Genomic DNA, 15,384 nt, shown 5'->3' with positions numbered 1-15,384 from the left:
GCGGCCAAGGCGATGAATTTCTATCTGGCCCTTGGGCGATCGGTCGACGGAAAGCTGAAAACAACGGAGCAGCAATGCAACCGGAACATAGCCAGCCAAACGACAACTCGAATTCTCATAATTTCACACCCGACCTGGACCACGACATCGGCCCGGACATGAACACGCAGGAAGGCCGGCAAGAAGTTCGCAAGGCCACTGCCGCCTCGGCCATGGGCAACATGACCGAATGGTTCGACTACGGTGTCTACGCCGTAGCCGTCACCTACATCACCGCCCACTTCTTCCCCACCGAGGGCGGCACCTTCATGGCCCTGGCCACCTTCGCCCTCTCCTTCCTGGTCCGCCCGATTGGCGGCCTGGTCTGGGGCCCGCTGGGCGACAAGCTGGGCCGCAAGAAGATCCTGGCCCTGACGATCATCATGATGTCGCTGGCCACCTTCCTCATCGGTGTCCTGCCCACCTATGAAGCCATTGGCGTCGCAGCCCCGATCCTGCTGGTGCTGCTGCGCATGGTCCAGGGCTTTTCCACCGGTGGCGAATACGGCGGCGCGGCAACCTTCATGGCCGAATACGCGCCGGACCGCAAGCGCGGCTTCTTCGGCTCCTTTCTGGAATTCGGCACCCTGGGCGGCTTCGCCCTCGGTACCGCGGTAATGCTGGCCCTTCAGCTGATGCTCGGCGAAGAAGCCATGATGGCCTATGGCTGGCGCATCCCGTTCTTCCTCGCCTTGCCCATGGGCCTGATCGGCCTGTACCTGCGTAGCAAGCTGGAAGACACCCCGGTCTTCCAGGAGATGGAAGAGGCCGGCGAAGCCCAGCAAGGCGGTTCGCTCAAGGAACTGGTCATGCAGTACTGGCGACCGATGCTGACCATGACCGGACTGGTCATCGCGCTGAACGTCGTCAACTACACGCTGCTCAGCTACATGCCGACCTACCTGGAAACCCAGCTGGGGCTGAGCTCCAGCGCATCGCTGGCCACCATCCTGATCGGCGAAGTCGCCATGATGGCGGTCATCCCGTTCGCCGGCTCGCTCTCCGACAAGGTGGGACGCCGTCCGATGTGGTACGCCTCGGTGATCGGCCTGTTCGTGCTGGCGCTGCCGATGTTCTGGCTCATGGGCCAGTCCTTCGCCTGGGCCATTGTCGGCTTCGCTGTGCTGGGACTGTTGTACATCCCGCAGCTGGCGACCATTACCGCGACCTTCCCGGCGATGTTCCCCTCGCAGGTGCGCTTCGCGGGCTTCGCGATCACCTACAACGTCGCCACCGCCATCTTCGGCGGTACCGCCGCGATGGTCAACGAAGCGGCAATCGATTCCACCGGCTTCCTGCTCTTCCCTGCGATCTACATGATGGCAGCTTGCGTCATCGGCGCGATCGCCATCAAGTTCATGCCGGAGACCGCCGGAGCCTCGCTGCGCGGGACAGAAATCCCCGATGCCCTGGACACCGGCATCTTGGCCACAGTGCAACAGGACGAAACCCGGACGTCCTGAGCCAGCACAGCACCAAGGGGGCGCATCTGCAGTGCAGATGCGCCCCCTTGGTGCTTGGTGCCGAAAGCCCGGCGGCTAGAAGTCGATGCTCGACCGGGCGTGCCTGCGGGCGAACCGCCAGCCGACCCACAGCAGCACCGCGAACAGCGGAATCGTCGCGATCGTGTACAGCCCTACCGGGAATACCTCGCCGTTCTCCCCGGTCAGCGTATCGAAGGAAATCAAGACGGTGATCACCAGCAGGGAAATCAATCCGATCCAGCCGGTCATGGGCGAACCCGGCATGGGCAGCGAGGACACAGCGCCCTTTTTCTTGCGCAGCATCAGCTGGCATCCGAAAATCGAGGCCCAGGTGAACAGCACACCAATGGATGCGGTGTTCAAGGCAAGGTCGAAGGCGAAGGAATCGCCAAGCCAGATGTTCAGGATGACGCCGGCAAGATAGACCACGCCCACGGTGATGATGCCGGCTGAAGGCACAAAGTGCTTGTTCATCCTGGAAAGCCACTGCGGGGCATGCCCGTTGCCGCTCATGGTGCGCAGGATGCGGCCGATGGAGTACAAGCCCGAATTGCAGGAGGACAGCGCTGCGGTAATCACCACCAGGTTCATGACGCTTCCCACCCAGCCCAGGCCCATCTTCTCGAAGACCGTGACAAATGGGCTGACCCCGGATTCATACTCGTTCCAGGGCAGCACCATGGCCAGCAGGGACACGCTGCCGACATAGAAGACCAGGATGCGGACGACCACGGCGCGGATTGCCGAAGGAACTTCCTTTTCCGGGTGCTCCATCTCGCCGGCGGCAATGCCCACCAGTTCAATGGCGTTGTAGGCGAAGATCACCGAATTCAGGACCAGGATGCTGACGAAGAAGCCGCGCGGGAACATGCCGCCCTCGCCGTTCTCATCGCCGATGAACAGGTTGGCCACCGATGCGGTGTGCTCTCCGACCTGGGCGTTGGTCACCACCATGTAGGTGCCCACGGCCAGGAACAGCAGGATCGCGGCAACCTTGATGCAGGCCGCCCAGAACTCGAACTCCGCGAACGCCTTGGCGCTGAACAGGTTGATGGCCACCAGCAGCAGCAGCGCGCAGAATGCGGACACGGTCACCGGGACATTCGGGAAGAAGTACTGGAAGTACAGGCCGATGGCGATCAATTCGGCGATGCCGGTCATGATCCAGTTCAGCACGTACATCCATCCGGAGACGAAGGCGCCCTTCGGGCCGAAGAGCTCAGCGGCGTAGGAGACGAAGGAGCCTGAGGTCTGGCGGTACATGATCAATTCACCCAGGGCCCGCATCAGCAGGTAGGCCAGCGCACCGGCCACCAGATAGGACAGCACCAGTGCCGGCCCGGTCGAGGCCAGCCGCCCGCCGGACCCCATGAACAGCCCCACGCCGATGGCTCCGCCGATCGCGATCATCTGGACGTGGCGGCGGCTCAGGGATTTCTTGTAGCCCTCGGCGCTGATTTCCGGGGCTGCCGGTTGATGCTGGGCAGATGGCATAGATGAACTCCTGACCTACGGAAGCGTTGAATGGATCCGTGCAAAATCGTGAAATGAATCCGGTGACTCACTGGGTGGTCCAAGGCTTCGAGGCGGGGATTCCGTGCGCAACCGCCAGTCGGGCCGTGAAGAGTCTACTCCCCCTTTCTTAGAGTTCGGGACGAAACCGACTAGCATTCATAGGGTGAGTAGCCTGAATAATTCCGCATTGCCCGAGAAGGTCTCCGATGTCTTCGATCCAACGCGCTGGCGCGTGGTCGAGGGATTCGACTTCACCGACATCACCTACCATCGCCAGGTTGAGCGAACCGCTGATGGCAGCATCGTGCGCGACCTTCCCACCGTGCGCATCGCCTTCGACCGCCCCGAGGTGCGCAACGCCTTTCGCCCGCACACCGTGGACGAGCTGTACCGCGCCATGGACCATGCCCGCATGACCAGCGATGTGGCCACCGTGCTGCTGACCGGCAACGGACCATCGGAGAAGGACGGCGGGCACGCTTTCTGCTCCGGCGGCGACCAGCGCATCCGCGGCCGCGACGGCTACCGCTATGCCGAGGGCGAGACCCGCGAGTCCATCGACCCGGCACGTGCCGGACGCCTGCACATCCTGGAGGTCCAGCGCCTGATGCGCACCATGCCAAAGGTTGTGGTGTGCGTTGTCAATGGCTGGGCTGCCGGCGGCGGGCACTCGCTGCACGTGGTCTCGGATTTGACCATCGCTTCGAAGCAGAACGGCAAGTTCAAGCAGACCGACGCCACCGTCGGCTCCTTCGATGCCGGGTACGGTTCGGCGCTGCTCGCCCGCCAGGTCGGGCAGAAGACAGCCCGCGAAATCTTCTTCCTCGCCCGCGAGTACTCGGCCGATGACATGGTCCGCGTGGGCGCGGTCAACGAGTCGGTGGATCACGAACGCCTCGAAGAGGTGGCGTTGGAGTATGCAGCCGATATCGCGCGCCAGTCCCCGCAGGCCATCCGCATGCTGAAGTTCGCTTTCAACCTGGCCGACGATGGCCTGGCCGGACAGCAGGTCTTCGCAGGCGAGGCCACCCGCATGGCCTACATGACCGACGAAGCAGTGGAGGGGCGCGACGCGTTCCTGGGCAAGCGCGACCCGGATTGGTCCAACTACCCCTACTACTTCTAATCCAGCGCGGAGGAACGAGGACCGGATATGGACGCACAACTCGCTGAACTGCTCGCGGCCCTGGCCAAGGCGGCCAATGACGAGGGCCCGGCCGTTGAGGTGCTGCTCGATGAGCGCAGCCCCAACGGATCGCGCATCGAGTACCTGGCCCCAACGGACCTGCCGGGTTTCGAGCAGCCCATGGCGGTAGTGCGGACCTCCGGTTCCACCGGCCGGGCCAAGCGCACGGTGCTCAGCGTTTCGGCGTTGGCATCCAGCGCGCAGGCCACGGCCGAGTTCCTCGGCTTCGAAGGCCAGTGGCTATTGGCCCTGCCGGTGCACTACGTGGCGGGCCTGAGCGTGCTGACCCGTTCCTTGTTCGCCGGCACCAAGCCAGTGGCCATGGACACCAGGGGGAGCTTCTCGGCCACGGCTTTCACCGAAGCGGCCAATCAAATGGTCGAGTCCCGCCGGATGACTTCGCTGGTGCCGACCCAGCTGGCCCGGCTGCTGGACAACCCGGCTCCGGAAACCCTGCAGGCGCTGAAGCGCTTCGATGCCATCCTCCTGGGCGGGGCACGAGCCAGCCGGGATCTGCTGACCCGCGCCCGGCATCACGGGCTGAAGATTTTCCAGACCTACGGCTCCTCGGAAACCTCCGGCGGCCTGGTCTACAACGGCACCGCGCTTCCCGGCGTGCAGCTGGCCGAGCATGAGGGACGCATCTGGGTTTCCGGACCGATGCTGGCCGACGGATACGCCAACGCCCCCGAAGCCACGGCCGAGCACTTCGTTGAACGAGATGGTGCGCGCTGGTATGTCACCGATGATCTGGGCACGGTTGACGGACAGCGCTTGAAGATCATCGGACGCGTCGATGACGTGATTAATTCCGGTGGCATCAAGCTTTCGGCATCGAAGATCGAAGGGCTGCTGGAGGAATTCTTTACGCAGGCAATCGTGGTTCCGGTGCCCGATGCGCAATGGGGCCAAAGCGTGGGCCTGGCCTATTCGGGCCCGACCAGCACCGCCGATGCCTTTGACGCGGTGCGCCGGACCCTGGGCAAGGAGGCTGTGCCAAAGCACGTGCGCCACTACCCCCACGGCTTGCCGCAGCTGCCCAACGGCAAGTTCAACCGGCGGCTGCTCATCGAGGAACTGGGCATTCGCGACTAGCCTCAATTCGCCTTGCACGGCTAATCGCGGGAAACTAGAGGGTACGAGTTTTCACTTGCCCTGAAAGGACAGGAAGTGGCCACACTTTCCCAATGGGTTTCCGGAGCGCGCTTGCGCACCTTGCCCATCGTCATTGCCCCGGTCGTCATCGGCACCGCGGCCGCGCTCGGTGAAACCGGAACCATTCACTGGATCCGTTTCATCTTGGCTCTGCTCGTGGGCCTGCTGCTCCAAGTGGGAGTGAACTACTCCAACGACTACTCGGATGGCATCCGCGGCACCGATGACGAACGCGTCGGCCCGTTGCGCCTGACCGGGTCCAAGCTCACGGAGCCGAAGAACGTGCGCAATGCCGCATTCGGGTGCTTCGGGTTGGCCGCCGCCTTCGGCCTGATCCTGGTTATCCTTTCCTCAGCCTGGCCGCTGCTGCTGGTCGGCGTTGCCGCGATCTTCGCCGCCTGGGGCTACACCGGCGGCAAGAACCCCTATGGCTACCGAGGTCTGGGCGATATCTACGTCTTCATCTTCTTCGGCCTGGTTGCCACCCTGGGCACCACTTTCACCCAGATCAACCAGCTGACCATGGCTTCACTGTGGGGTGCCATCGGCACCGGGCTGATTGGCTGCGCCCTGCTGATGGCCAATAACGTGCGCGACATTCCTACCGACAAAGAGGTGGGGAAGATTACCTTGGCGGTACGCCTTGGCGAACACAACGCCCGCCTGAGCTATGTGCTGATGCTGGCGGTAGCCATCCTGCTGCCATTGCTGGCCACCGGCGACTTCCCGTGGATGTGGCTGATCCTGATCACCTTCATTCCTGCGGCAGCGCCATCGCTGCTGATGCTTCGCGAGCAGCGGCTTCCCAAACTGGTGTTGGTGCTCAAGCAGACCGGCATTGTGAATATGGTCTACGCGGTGCTCTTCGCCCTGGCGATCGCCATCGAGGTTCTAGCCTAGGCTCCAGCAATGACTGCATAAGACGATGGGCTGGCCGGATCATGCGATCCGGCCAGCCCATCTCGTTAATTGCCGTGCCGGCCAGGGTGGTTGGCTGGGCCATGCAGTTCTCGATTGACCTGCGTAGCGGGAACTACTCGGCGTGAGGCGTCTGCTTGCGCTGCGATTCGTCGAATTCATCCTCGACAGCTTCGTCGTCCAGCTGCTTCTTGGTCTTGTTGGCCGAGGTCTTGTTGAAGGCATTGCGGATATCTTCGTTCGCCCGTAGACGAAGTTTGTTGAAGAAAAGGTAGGCCACCGCGAAGGCCACGATGAGGCCAATAATTCCGGAAACGAAGATTGGCCACCTCAGACCCCACCAGAGGCCTAGGAAAACGGCGAGGAATACGCCTAGGCGGATAACGGTATATTTCACGAACTGCATAGTCTCAAGTCTACCGATGAACCTGTGAACAGGATTATCACTAGAATGGAAGCATGGTCCGCTTTATAATTTTCGCCGCAGTGGTTTCGGTTGCTTTGACGATCTACACCCTGATCGAATGCGCTCGTGCAGAACGCAGCCGCATACGTTCATTGCCTAAGCCTGCGTGGTTCGCGGTCATCATCCTGCTACCGCTCGTCGGAGCAGGTTTGTGGTTCCTCCTGGGGCGCCCTGCAGCATCTCATGATGCCCCGGCGCAGAAGTCCATGGCTCCGGACGATGACGAGGATTTCCTGCGCCAGCTGGAGATCTGGCGCCGCCAGCAGCAGCGTGAAGCCGACCTGAAGGCGCGTGAGCAAGACCTCACCAAACGCGAGGAAGCGCAGAAGGCCGACGACGCGAAACCAGCCAAGCCGGAGGCCAAGGAGCCAAAGCCCAGCGCGGAGCACAAGAACAACCCAGAAGGCTCAGACAGCGCTTCGCCTGACTCCGAATAGCCCTCTCGACCTGCCGGGGTTCCCGGCAGCCAGCCCAGCACGCCTAGCCAGCGCAGCTGGGCTTTATTTGTGCCCTGGAGCCCCGGGCAACCGGGTGGCTGGACTAGCCCCGGACCGCTTCTCCGGGCTCCGGACGGGCTCAATGGGCCACTTGCAGGCTACTTGCGCCTCGGCTGGACACGGCGCCCTTCACTGCGCGGATAAAACGCTGCGAGCGGCCTCCCCTGAAAGGGAAACCGCTCGCAGTGCCGATTTCTTTTGGGTCTAGACTCCGGCGTAGGAGTGCAGGCCGTCGAAGAAGATGTTCACGATGGTGAAGTTGAAGACCACGCACAGGAAGCCGATGATGGACAACCAGGCCGAGCGTGGACCCGTCCAACCGCCGGTGGCGCGTGCGTGAAGGTAGCCTGCATAGACCACCCAGATCACGAAGGACCAGACTTCCTTTGGATCCCAACCCCAGTAACGGCCCCAGGCGGCTTCAGCCCAGATCGCTCCGGCGATCACGGTGAAGGTCCACATCACGAAGGCGATGGTGTTGATGCGGTAGGCGAAGTTCTCCAGTGCGCCGGCGCCCGGCACCACGCGCATGAAGGGCAACTTGTCCTTCTGGCCAGCGGCCAGGCGGTTCATGCGGGCATGCTGGATCAGCTGCAGCACGTTCATGGCGAAGCTGATGGCGAACAGCGCCGAAGCCAGCACCGCGATGGAAACGTGGATGACGATCCATGGCGACTGCAAAGCGGGAACGAGGTGGCCCACCGGTGTGGGGAAGCCGATGGTGGCACCGCACAGCATCAAGGTCACCAGGCCGGAAATGAAGGATCCCATGAAGCGCAGGTCCTTGAAGATCAGCACCAGCAGGTACACCAGGGCCACCAGGAAAGCACCGGTCGACAGGAACTCGTACATGTTGCCCCACGGCACGCGGTGCGCTGCCATTGCCCGGGAAACCACTGCGCCGCCGTGCAGGACCGCTGCCAGCCACATCAGCACCACGGCAATGCGCGCCATCGGACGCTTGGATGACAGCTGGGTGTATTCCATCTTGTCGGTCACGATGTGCTCGCCGACGTTATCGGCACGCGCGGCGGCACCCCTGCTGGCACGGGCCTTGGTGCCCACCGCGGCACTGCCGGCGCTGACCAGCAGTTCCTCGTCGCGCTTGAGCGCCTGGGAATCCATTTCGCTGATGGACTTGTTGGTTTTTGCCAGGTCCAAGGCGAAAATGATGAAGACGACCCCATAGACCATGGCGGCCAGCAGCATGAACAGCTGGCTGTATTCACCCAGCGTTTCATTAATAGGCGCTAATGCCCCTGCGTTATCCATTTACGGCTCCTTGGTTCTGCTCCTGGCTTGCCAATGGCCAAGCCTTGTCAAAGATCTTTTGTAGTTCTGCGGCTTCGCGTTCCAGACGCGGATCTTCGCCACGTGCCAGCAATGCGTATTCGATACTACGCTTGCCGTCGTCATTCTTCAGCTTCACCCAAACGCGGCGACGCGGGGTGAACAGCGAGATCGACAAGCCGATCAACGCCAGAGCCGAAGAGATGCCGATCGGCAGCTTGCCCGGGTCGTGGTTCACGTCCAGTGCGACATAGCGCTTGAGGTCGTCAAAGGTGATCGAGCCCTTGCCGTCGGGCAGCTCGTAGGTCTGTCCGGCTTCGAGGATGATGCCGCCGGCATCCAGATCACGGCTGTTCAGCGGCTCCATCTTGTCGGTGTCCAGCACGAACACGTTCTGCGGGTTGCCGTCGTCCAGTCCGAGATCGCCGAAGTACGAGTTCAGGTGCAGCTGCGGGTTAATGGCGTTGGGGTCGCCGGAAATGCCGAAGCCGTTCTCGTCCACCAGCGCGGTGGGAAGCAGGAAGCCCTGGAAGCCCAGCTGCGAAGGTTCTGCGTCCGGCACCTTCAGCACGAACATCGAGGTGTAGACCGAGTCCTGCGGGATGGAGACCGCCGGGCCGGAGTAGGCGACGTTGCCGTTGCCGTCCTTGACGGTAATCACCGGCGCGTAGCCGTTGCCGACCAGGTAGACGTCGGCGCCCTTGATGCGCAGCGGGTGGTTGACCTTCAGTTCCTGCTTCACAGGCTCGGCATCGGCCGATTCGCGCACCTGCACGTGGGCGGTGAAGTCCAGAGGCTGGCCGAAGTGGGATTCGGATTCGCGGTCGAAGACAATATCGAACTTGTCCAGGGTCACTGCGTAGCCAGGGAGGTTATCGGCATTGAAGTTCGTGCCCGGGGTGAAGGAGTCATAGGCGACCAGCGAGTTCACGAACGTTTCCCCCTCGACCACCACACGCTGCCCGGTGTAGCCCAGGGAGCCGCCGATCGCCGCGGAAGCAAGGACGCCCACCAGCGAGATGTGGAAGAGCAGGTTGCCGATTTCGCGGGTGTACCCGCGCTCAGCGGCCACCGAGGCACCGGTGGCATCCTCGCGGCGCTCGACGCGGTAGCCGCGCTTCTTCAGGATCCTGAACGCATCATCGATGACCTGCTGGTCATCGGGCGTATCGGCTTCGCCTTCAAGAATTTCATGCGTGCTGTACTGGGGCAGGCGGTCCAGGCGCGCCGGGGTCCGCGGTGGCGGGGTGCGCAAGGCCTTGGCGTGCTTCTTCACACGCGGGAGGATGCAGCCGATCAGCGAGATGAACAGCAGGATGTAGATCGCGGAGAACCACACCGAGGAGTACACGTCGAACATCTGGAAGCGGTCCAGCCAGGGGCCAGCGGTGGTGTGCTGCTCCAGATACTGGGCGACAGATTCGGGGTTGGCATCGCGCTGCGGGAAAATCGAGCCCGGCACCGCAGCGACAGCGAGCAGCAGCAGCAGGAACAGTGCTGTCGGCATCGATGTCAGCTGGGTCCAGATCCAGCGCATGGAGCCCACGAATCCCAGGGCAGGCACGTCGCCGGTTCCCTTGGACTTCCGTTGATTTTTCGCCATTAAATTGGCAACCTCACTTCATTGGCAAACCAGTTTTGCAGTTCTGCTACCCATGTTCCCCAGAGCCCTGTCACCATGACCAGGCCCAAGGCGATGAGCAGTCCCCCGCCCAAACGCATGATCAGTACTTGGTGCTTGCGGAAGAACGCCAGCGCCTGCATGCCGCGCTGCAGACCCATTGCGATCAGGATGAAGGGCAGGCCCAACCCGAGGCAATAGAACACGGTCAGCAGGGTTCCGCGGCCCACGTTCGCGTCCACTCCGGTGGACATGATCAATACCGCGCTCAACGTCGGTCCGATGCACGGCGCCCATCCCAACCCGAAGGTCAAGCCCAGCACCGGGGCGCCCCACAAGCCGGCAGGCGGTTTCTTATGGATCTTGCGGTCCCGCTGCATCCAGGAGAATCCGCCCATGAAGACGATGCCCATGAAGACCACGACCAACCCCAACGCCTGGGTGACCCAGGAGCCGTTGAACCTCAGCCATGCGGACGCCTGGCTGAAGAGCACGCCGGCGGCAATGAAGACCACAGAGAATCCCAGGACAAAGAGCAGCACGCCGGAGACGACCCGGCCGCGGCGGTGGTCCTTCAAATCTGCGCCAGTCAATCCGGTGACGTAGCCGAGATAGCCCGGCACCAGCGGAAGGACGCAAGGCGAGAGGAAGGAGACCAATCCGGCCAGCAGGGCCACTGGTGCGGCCAGGAGCAACGACCCGTCCAGGACGATGTCGGCAAAGGGATTAGAGGTCACTGCTCAGCTCACAACTCTTCGGTCAGAGCGGTGCTGATCAACGATTTGAGAGTACCCGGCTCCACCGCACCGATCACGCGGGCACGGACACGTCCCTTGCGGTCCAGCACCAGCGTGGATGGAACAGCCTGCAGCGGCACGTACTTGGTCATCGCCAGCTGGATCGCCCCGTCAGTGTCCTGCACGGACTCGTAGGGAATGTCGAAGGTGCGTTCAAAGGCCTTCGCGGCTTCGGCTTCGTCGCGTACGTTGATGCCGATGAATTCGACCTTCTCGCCGAACTCTTCGGCAATTTCCTTCAGATCCGGCGCTTCGATGCGGCACGGTGCACAGGCGGCATACCAGAAGTTCATGACGACCGGCTTGCCCTGCCACTGCGTGAAGTCGATGTCCGTGCCATGGTACGTGGTGGCCTTGATGGCCACCGGTTCGCTGCGCTTGGAGACTTCGTATTCTTCCACTGCACCGTCGCCGGCAATGTAGTTCTTGCCGTCGCCGCTGTTCGCTTGCGCGGTCAGCGCATCTTCCTTGCCGCTGCAGGCAGCCAGCGGCACCACGGCGGCGGCAACCATCAGCGATCGCAGCATGGTACGGCGGCTCAACGGGCGAGGATTAGGCACGGGATCAGTCATTTGCTTTAGGCTCCAGGGATATTCGCCGCGCCGGCAAGCAGCTCGGGGCACGGTTCGGTGTAACGCACGGAGACCAATTCGTCTCCCTCAAAATCAAAGCTGGTGATGGATGCAAGGGTGCACTCGCGCTGGCGCGGATCATGCCACAGACGCTTCTTCTCGGCGGCTCGGCGCGTCACCCAGATCGGCAGCTGATGGCTGACGATGATGACCTCGGAGCCTTCGCCGTGTTCGGCGACCGCTGCCTTGCGATGCTCGTCCATGGCCAGGCGCATGCGGGCTACCTGCTCGACGTAGGCTTCACCCCATGAAGGCTTCAGCGGGTTGACCAGCAGTGGCCAATACTTCGGCTGGCGCAGGTGCTCTGCGACCTTGGACAGGCCCTCGAGCTTGTTGCCCGCTTCAATCACCCGTTCGTCGGTGTGGATCTGCAGGTCCAAGGCCTTGGAGGTCGGCGCGGCAGTCTGCTGGGCACGCAAGAGCGGAGAGGCTACCAACCGGACCACGTTGCCGCCTTCGGCCTGGCGCTTGGCAAAATATTCGCCTGCCCCATCGGCCATCTGGAATCCCAGTTCCGAGAGCCCGAAGCCGGGGATCCTGCCGTAGAGCATACGGTCAGGGTTGAAAACTTCCCCATGGCGCAACAAATGGACAGTCGATAATGGCATGATTCCAGTGTCTCAAATATTCGGTGCAAATTAGCCATATTGTGGCCACCGTCAACTATTCACAGGACACGCATTGGAATCCCATATGGAAAAACCATCCTTTCGGAGGGGTTGCACACAATGACCTGCCACTACGCTTGGTAAATAAGATAGTTCGACCCAGAAGGATGCATGATGAGCGACTACGATCCTAACCAGCCGGGCCAGCCCTATAACCCGAACCCTTCGGGCCAGGGGTCATCGCAGAACCCTTACGGTGAAAACCCCTACGGCCAGCAGCCCTCGCCCTATGGCCAGAACCCGTACGGCCAGAATCCGAATCCCTACGGGCAGCCGCAGGCTCCGGGCTACGACCAGTATGGCCAGCAGGGCGGCTACGCTGGCGTGCAGCCGCCGACCGAGCGTCCGCGGACCTTGGCCATCGCCTTTGGCTTGATCTTGCTCGCCGGCATTTTCAGCGCCCTGGCCAGCTGGCTGATGGCCAACTCCAACATGATGGCGAACATGATTGGCCAGCAGTGGTCCTTGGTCCAAGAAGAGTTCGAGAAGCAGATGCAGAGCACTCCTGGCATGGAGCAGGATCCGCTGGTCGAGCAGATGATGGCCAGCCCTGAAGCGTTCATGTCCCAGGTCAATTCCATGATGTCGAGCTTCGTGATTGTCGGCATGGTCATCACCTTGGGCCTGTACTTCCTGGTGGGCTTCTTCGTTGGCCGCGGCGTGGGCGCCATGCGCATTATCGCCACGATCCTCGGTGCGATTTCGCTGCTGAACCTCGTGACGACCGTTCCAATGATCAGCATGTTCGCCGACACCCAGGCCGGAATCATCAATGCCGTCTACGTTGTGGGCATCTTGCTGGGCGTTGCCGGCGTGGTCTTCTCCTGGCTGCGCCCGTCCTCGCAATACATTGCGCAGCGCCGTCAGGCCCGCCTTGCGGGCTTCCGCTAAACCCCTGGCCTTGCAGCTTCGCTAGGCCCCGCAAGAACAATCAAGGCGTAGCCGCGTCATCCCATCGGAGGATGATGCGGCTACGCCTTTCTGCTTGCCGGAGTTTCAGCCTTGGACGGCGAGGTAGGCAAGGATCTGCAATTCGGTGGACAGGTCGACGCGCCGCAGATTCATTCCCGCTGGTACGCGCAGCGGCTTCGGCGCGAAGGAGAGCACCGAGCGGACCGACAGCTCGGCCAGTTCGTAGACCAGATCCTGCGCGGCTTCTCCGGGGACGGCTAGGACGGCAATGTTGATTTCCTCGCGTTCCACGACAGCAGCCAAGTCCGCGATGGCTTCCACATGCAGTTCGCCAACTGCGCTGCCCACCAGTGCAGGATCGACATCCAGAATCGCCTTGACGTTGAAGCCGCGAGTCCTGAACCCTGCATAGCCGCTGAGCGCCCGGCCGAGGTTGCCTGCGCCGAGAATGGCCACACGCCAGTCCTGGTTCAAGCCAAGTGTGCGGCTGATATGTTCTGCCAGCTCGCGGACCACATAGCCCACACCGCGGGTTCCGTAGGATCCCAACCAGGAAAGGTCCTTGCGCAAGATGGAGGGGTTAACGCCGGCTTCCTTGGCCAGCACCCCGGAACTGGTGCGTTCCAGGCCTTGGGCTTCCAGGGCGTTCAGCGCGCGCAGGTATTGAGTCAGTCGAGCCAGCGTGGCCTCAGGCAGGACCCGGGCTTCAAGCTCTGACATCTTCGTTCTCCCGCACTTTTCGGTGCTCTGGACGAGCACAACGCATATTCATGAATTCCGCCGCGGCTAGCTGCGCAGCAGCCGTTCGAGACGCTGTGCGTCGATGTGCCAGAAGTCGCGGACTGCTCCGTCGATGAGCAGCACCGGCACTTCTTCGTGGTGCTTTGCCAGCAGTTCAGGGTGCTGGTCGATATCGAGTTCGGAAAACTCCATATTCAGCCGTCCAGTCACCTCGGCCACGGTTGCGCGTGCGGCGTGGCACAGGTGGCAGCCTTCTCGAACCAATAGCTGGATCTGATGCAAAGTACTCACCTGCCTATAATCTCACGAGCCGTAACCACGCTTAAACTTGGCGATGAAATAAACTGGATCAAATGCCTTCCATCGATCCACACCCCAGCCCGAATTCCGCCCTGGCGCCGGAAACGGTCGCCGCTTTTTTCGATGTCGACAACACACTTGTGCGCGGCGCCTCGCTGTATCTGCTGGCCCGCAAGCTGCATGAGCGCCGTTTCTTCCAGTTCCGCGAAATCCTCTGGTTCGCGCTCAAGCAGCTGCGCTTCGCCGCCCGAGGCGAGCACCTCGGGGACATCCACCAGATCCGCGACCGTGCGTTGATGATGGTTCGCGGGATTCCGGTATCAGAGATCGAGAAGATCGGCAACGAGATCTATGACGAATACATCGAACCCAAGCTGTGGACCGGGACGGTAGCCATTGCCCGCCAGCATCGGACGGTGGGGCGTGAGGTCTGGCTGGTCACTGCCACTCCCCTGGAAGTGGCGAATGTCATCTCAGATCGCCTGGAACTTACCGGCGCACTGGGCACCGTAGTGGCCAGCGAAGACGGTTTCTACACCGGAGCGCTGGCCAGTCCGATCCTGCATGCTGCGGAAAAGGCCCAGGCCGTGCGCTCCCTGGCGAAGGCTCGCGGAATCTCGTTATCGAAGTCCTGGGCGTACTCGGATTCCTACAATGATGTTCCCCTGCTTGAAGCCGTGGGCCATCCGGTGTGCATCAATCCCGATGCACGGCTGCGCGCCTACGCCAAGCGCCGCGGCTGGCAGGTCTATGACTTCCGCACCGGCCAGCGGGCCGCCAAACTGGGCCTGAAGGCCGCTGGCGTCCTTGGCGCGCTCTGGGCTGCCCGGCGTTCATTCGTGCGCCGTTCCGGCTCTTAGGCGGGCGTTGAGCGGTTTTGGATAAAGCAATCGCCACCGTTCAGCAGTATCACTGTGAAGCGGTGGCGATGATTGCCAAGCGGCAAACGCTCAGAAGCAGATTTACTTCTTGTTGCGACGCTGGTGGCGGGTCTTGCGAAGCAATTTGCGGTGCTTCTTCTTCGACATACGCTTGCGGCGCTTCTTGATAACAGAGCCCATAGTGGTTCCTCACAAACTAAATAAATGCGTCAACCCCAAACGCCTGCTTGCGCGCGAGCACAAGGACAAGGTTGACCGGACGTTAAACGTTCCTTAACAGAT

Annotated in this window: 17 protein-coding genes; 7 read left to right on the top strand and 10 right to left on the bottom strand. The window is 62.0% G+C overall.

The window, feature by feature from the left end; translation table 11 throughout:
• Positions 1 to 74: 74 nt before the first annotated feature.
• Positions 75 to 1,502 (top strand): MFS transporter, encoded by a 1,428-nt coding sequence (locus BKX98_RS00560; RefSeq protein WP_174787669.1) that lies wholly within the window; start codon positions 75 to 77, stop codon positions 1,500 to 1,502.
• A 75-nt stretch (positions 1,503 to 1,577) separates the two neighbouring features.
• Here BKX98_RS00560 and BKX98_RS00555 read toward each other — a convergent pair whose 3' ends face one another.
• Positions 1,578 to 3,017, bottom strand: coding sequence for an amino acid permease (locus BKX98_RS00555; protein ID WP_073705846.1), 1,440 nt, complete (start codon positions 3,015 to 3,017; stop codon positions 1,578 to 1,580).
• Positions 3,018 to 3,201: 184 nt separating this feature from the next.
• Here BKX98_RS00555 and BKX98_RS00550 point away from each other — a divergent pair, with 184 nt between their 5' ends.
• From BKX98_RS00550 to BKX98_RS00540, 3 genes are all read left to right on the top strand, one after another.
• Complete coding sequence (locus BKX98_RS00550; protein ID WP_198934339.1) at positions 3,202 to 4,164, top strand: 1,4-dihydroxy-2-naphthoyl-CoA synthase; 963 nt, start codon at positions 3,202 to 3,204, stop codon at positions 4,162 to 4,164.
• Between the two features lie 27 nt (positions 4,165 to 4,191).
• A complete protein-coding gene (locus BKX98_RS00545) occupies positions 4,192 to 5,319 on the top strand; it encodes an AMP-binding protein (protein WP_073705845.1) in 1,128 nt (375 codons plus the stop codon).
• 75 nt (positions 5,320 to 5,394) lie between these two features.
• Positions 5,395 to 6,279, top strand: coding sequence for a 1,4-dihydroxy-2-naphthoate polyprenyltransferase (locus BKX98_RS00540; protein WP_073705844.1), 885 nt, complete (start codon positions 5,395 to 5,397; stop codon positions 6,277 to 6,279).
• Positions 6,280 to 6,412: 133 nt separating this feature from the next.
• Here BKX98_RS00540 and BKX98_RS00535 read toward each other — a convergent pair whose 3' ends face one another.
• Positions 6,413 to 6,703: a DUF4229 domain-containing protein gene (locus BKX98_RS00535; protein WP_038992302.1), complete on the bottom strand. Its 291-nt coding sequence runs from the start codon at positions 6,701 to 6,703 to the stop codon at positions 6,413 to 6,415.
• Between the two features lie 53 nt (positions 6,704 to 6,756).
• On the opposite strand from BKX98_RS00535, the gene BKX98_RS00530 reads away from it, so the two are divergent.
• Positions 6,757 to 7,200, top strand: a complete 444-nt coding sequence (locus tag BKX98_RS00530; RefSeq protein ID WP_073705843.1) for a PLD nuclease N-terminal domain-containing protein — start codon at positions 6,757 to 6,759, stop codon at positions 7,198 to 7,200.
• Between the two features lie 264 nt (positions 7,201 to 7,464).
• Here the strand turns inward: BKX98_RS00530 and ccsB are convergent, their stop codons facing one another.
• The 5 genes from ccsB to BKX98_RS00505 are packed head-to-tail and all read right to left on the bottom strand — an operon-like array spanning position 7,465 to position 12,208.
• Complete coding sequence (ccsB, locus tag BKX98_RS00525; RefSeq protein ID WP_038992305.1) at positions 7,465 to 8,532, bottom strand: c-type cytochrome biogenesis protein CcsB; 1,068 nt, start codon at positions 8,530 to 8,532, stop codon at positions 7,465 to 7,467.
• On the bottom strand, positions 8,525 to 10,153 hold the full coding sequence (locus tag BKX98_RS00520) for a cytochrome c biogenesis protein ResB (RefSeq protein ID WP_073705842.1): 1,629 nt from the start codon (positions 10,151 to 10,153) through the stop codon (positions 8,525 to 8,527). The genes ccsB and BKX98_RS00520 overlap by 8 nt, the downstream gene beginning before the upstream one ends.
• The gene (locus BKX98_RS00515) at positions 10,153 to 10,908 is read right to left on the bottom strand and encodes a cytochrome c biogenesis CcdA family protein (protein WP_073705841.1); all 756 of its coding nucleotides are present in this window, start codon (positions 10,906 to 10,908) and stop codon (positions 10,153 to 10,155) included. The genes BKX98_RS00520 and BKX98_RS00515 overlap by 1 nt, the downstream gene beginning before the upstream one ends.
• Positions 10,909 to 10,916: 8 nt before the next feature.
• Positions 10,917 to 11,540, bottom strand: coding sequence for a TlpA disulfide reductase family protein (locus BKX98_RS00510; RefSeq protein WP_038992308.1), 624 nt, complete (start codon positions 11,538 to 11,540; stop codon positions 10,917 to 10,919).
• A gap of 5 nt (positions 11,541 to 11,545) precedes the next feature.
• A complete protein-coding gene (locus BKX98_RS00505; RefSeq protein WP_038992310.1) occupies positions 11,546 to 12,208 on the bottom strand; it encodes a histidine phosphatase family protein in 663 nt (220 codons plus the stop codon).
• Between the two features lie 174 nt (positions 12,209 to 12,382).
• On the opposite strand from BKX98_RS00505, the gene BKX98_RS00500 reads away from it, so the two are divergent.
• On the top strand, positions 12,383 to 13,159 hold the full coding sequence (locus BKX98_RS00500) for a DUF3824 domain-containing protein (protein WP_073705840.1): 777 nt from the start codon (positions 12,383 to 12,385) through the stop codon (positions 13,157 to 13,159).
• A 105-nt stretch (positions 13,160 to 13,264) separates the two neighbouring features.
• Here BKX98_RS00500 and BKX98_RS00495 read toward each other — a convergent pair whose 3' ends face one another.
• Positions 13,265 to 13,939 (bottom strand): redox-sensing transcriptional repressor Rex, encoded by a 675-nt coding sequence (locus BKX98_RS00495; RefSeq protein ID WP_255209569.1) that lies wholly within the window; start codon positions 13,937 to 13,939, stop codon positions 13,265 to 13,267.
• A gap of 27 nt (positions 13,940 to 13,966) precedes the next feature.
• Positions 13,967 to 14,212, bottom strand: coding sequence for a glutaredoxin family protein (locus BKX98_RS00490; RefSeq protein WP_307723203.1), 246 nt, complete (start codon positions 14,210 to 14,212; stop codon positions 13,967 to 13,969).
• Positions 14,213 to 14,274: 62 nt separating this feature from the next.
• Between BKX98_RS00490 and BKX98_RS00485 the strand changes: the two genes are divergently transcribed.
• Positions 14,275 to 15,081: an HAD family phosphatase gene (locus BKX98_RS00485; RefSeq protein ID WP_038992316.1), complete on the top strand. Its 807-nt coding sequence runs from the start codon at positions 14,275 to 14,277 to the stop codon at positions 15,079 to 15,081.
• A gap of 102 nt (positions 15,082 to 15,183) precedes the next feature.
• Here BKX98_RS00485 and BKX98_RS00480 read toward each other — a convergent pair whose 3' ends face one another.
• Positions 15,184 to 15,282: a 30S ribosomal protein bS22 gene (locus BKX98_RS00480; RefSeq protein ID WP_005504750.1), complete on the bottom strand. Its 99-nt coding sequence runs from the start codon at positions 15,280 to 15,282 to the stop codon at positions 15,184 to 15,186.
• Positions 15,283 to 15,384: the final 102 nt, after the last annotated feature.

The sequence above is a fragment of the Glutamicibacter sp. 0426 genome (assembly GCF_001906485.1).
Lineage (GTDB): Bacteria > Actinomycetota > Actinomycetes > Actinomycetales > Micrococcaceae > Glutamicibacter > Glutamicibacter nicotianae.
Note: the sequence above shows the minus strand (reverse complement) of the source record. Positions and strands in the feature narration are given on the sequence as shown.

Excerpts from the sequence above, each read along its gene's own strand:
- BKX98_RS00560 (WP_174787669.1), top strand. The coding sequence starts at position 75 with ATGCAACCGGAACATAGCCAGCCAAACGACAACTCGAATTCTCATAAT.
- BKX98_RS00555 (WP_073705846.1), bottom strand. The coding sequence starts at position 3,017 with ATGCCATCTGCCCAGCATCAACCGGCAGCCCCGGAAATCAGCGCCGAG.
- BKX98_RS00545 (WP_073705845.1), top strand. The coding sequence starts at position 4,192 with ATGGACGCACAACTCGCTGAACTGCTCGCGGCCCTGGCCAAGGCGGCC.
- BKX98_RS00535 (WP_038992302.1), bottom strand. The coding sequence starts at position 6,703 with ATGCAGTTCGTGAAATATACCGTTATCCGCCTAGGCGTATTCCTCGCC.
- BKX98_RS00530 (WP_073705843.1), top strand. The coding sequence starts at position 6,757 with ATGGTCCGCTTTATAATTTTCGCCGCAGTGGTTTCGGTTGCTTTGACG.
- ccsB (WP_038992305.1), bottom strand. The coding sequence starts at position 8,532 with ATGGATAACGCAGGGGCATTAGCGCCTATTAATGAAACGCTGGGTGAA.
- BKX98_RS00520 (WP_073705842.1), bottom strand. The coding sequence starts at position 10,153 with ATGGCGAAAAATCAACGGAAGTCCAAGGGAACCGGCGACGTGCCTGCC.
- BKX98_RS00510 (WP_038992308.1), bottom strand. The coding sequence starts at position 11,540 with ATGACTGATCCCGTGCCTAATCCTCGCCCGTTGAGCCGCCGTACCATG.
- BKX98_RS00505 (WP_038992310.1), bottom strand. The coding sequence starts at position 12,208 with ATGCCATTATCGACTGTCCATTTGTTGCGCCATGGGGAAGTTTTCAAC.
- BKX98_RS00500 (WP_073705840.1), top strand. The coding sequence starts at position 12,383 with ATGAGCGACTACGATCCTAACCAGCCGGGCCAGCCCTATAACCCGAAC.
- BKX98_RS00485 (WP_038992316.1), top strand. The coding sequence starts at position 14,275 with ATGCCTTCCATCGATCCACACCCCAGCCCGAATTCCGCCCTGGCGCCG.
- BKX98_RS00480 (WP_005504750.1), bottom strand. The coding sequence starts at position 15,282 with ATGGGCTCTGTTATCAAGAAGCGCCGCAAGCGTATGTCGAAGAAGAAG.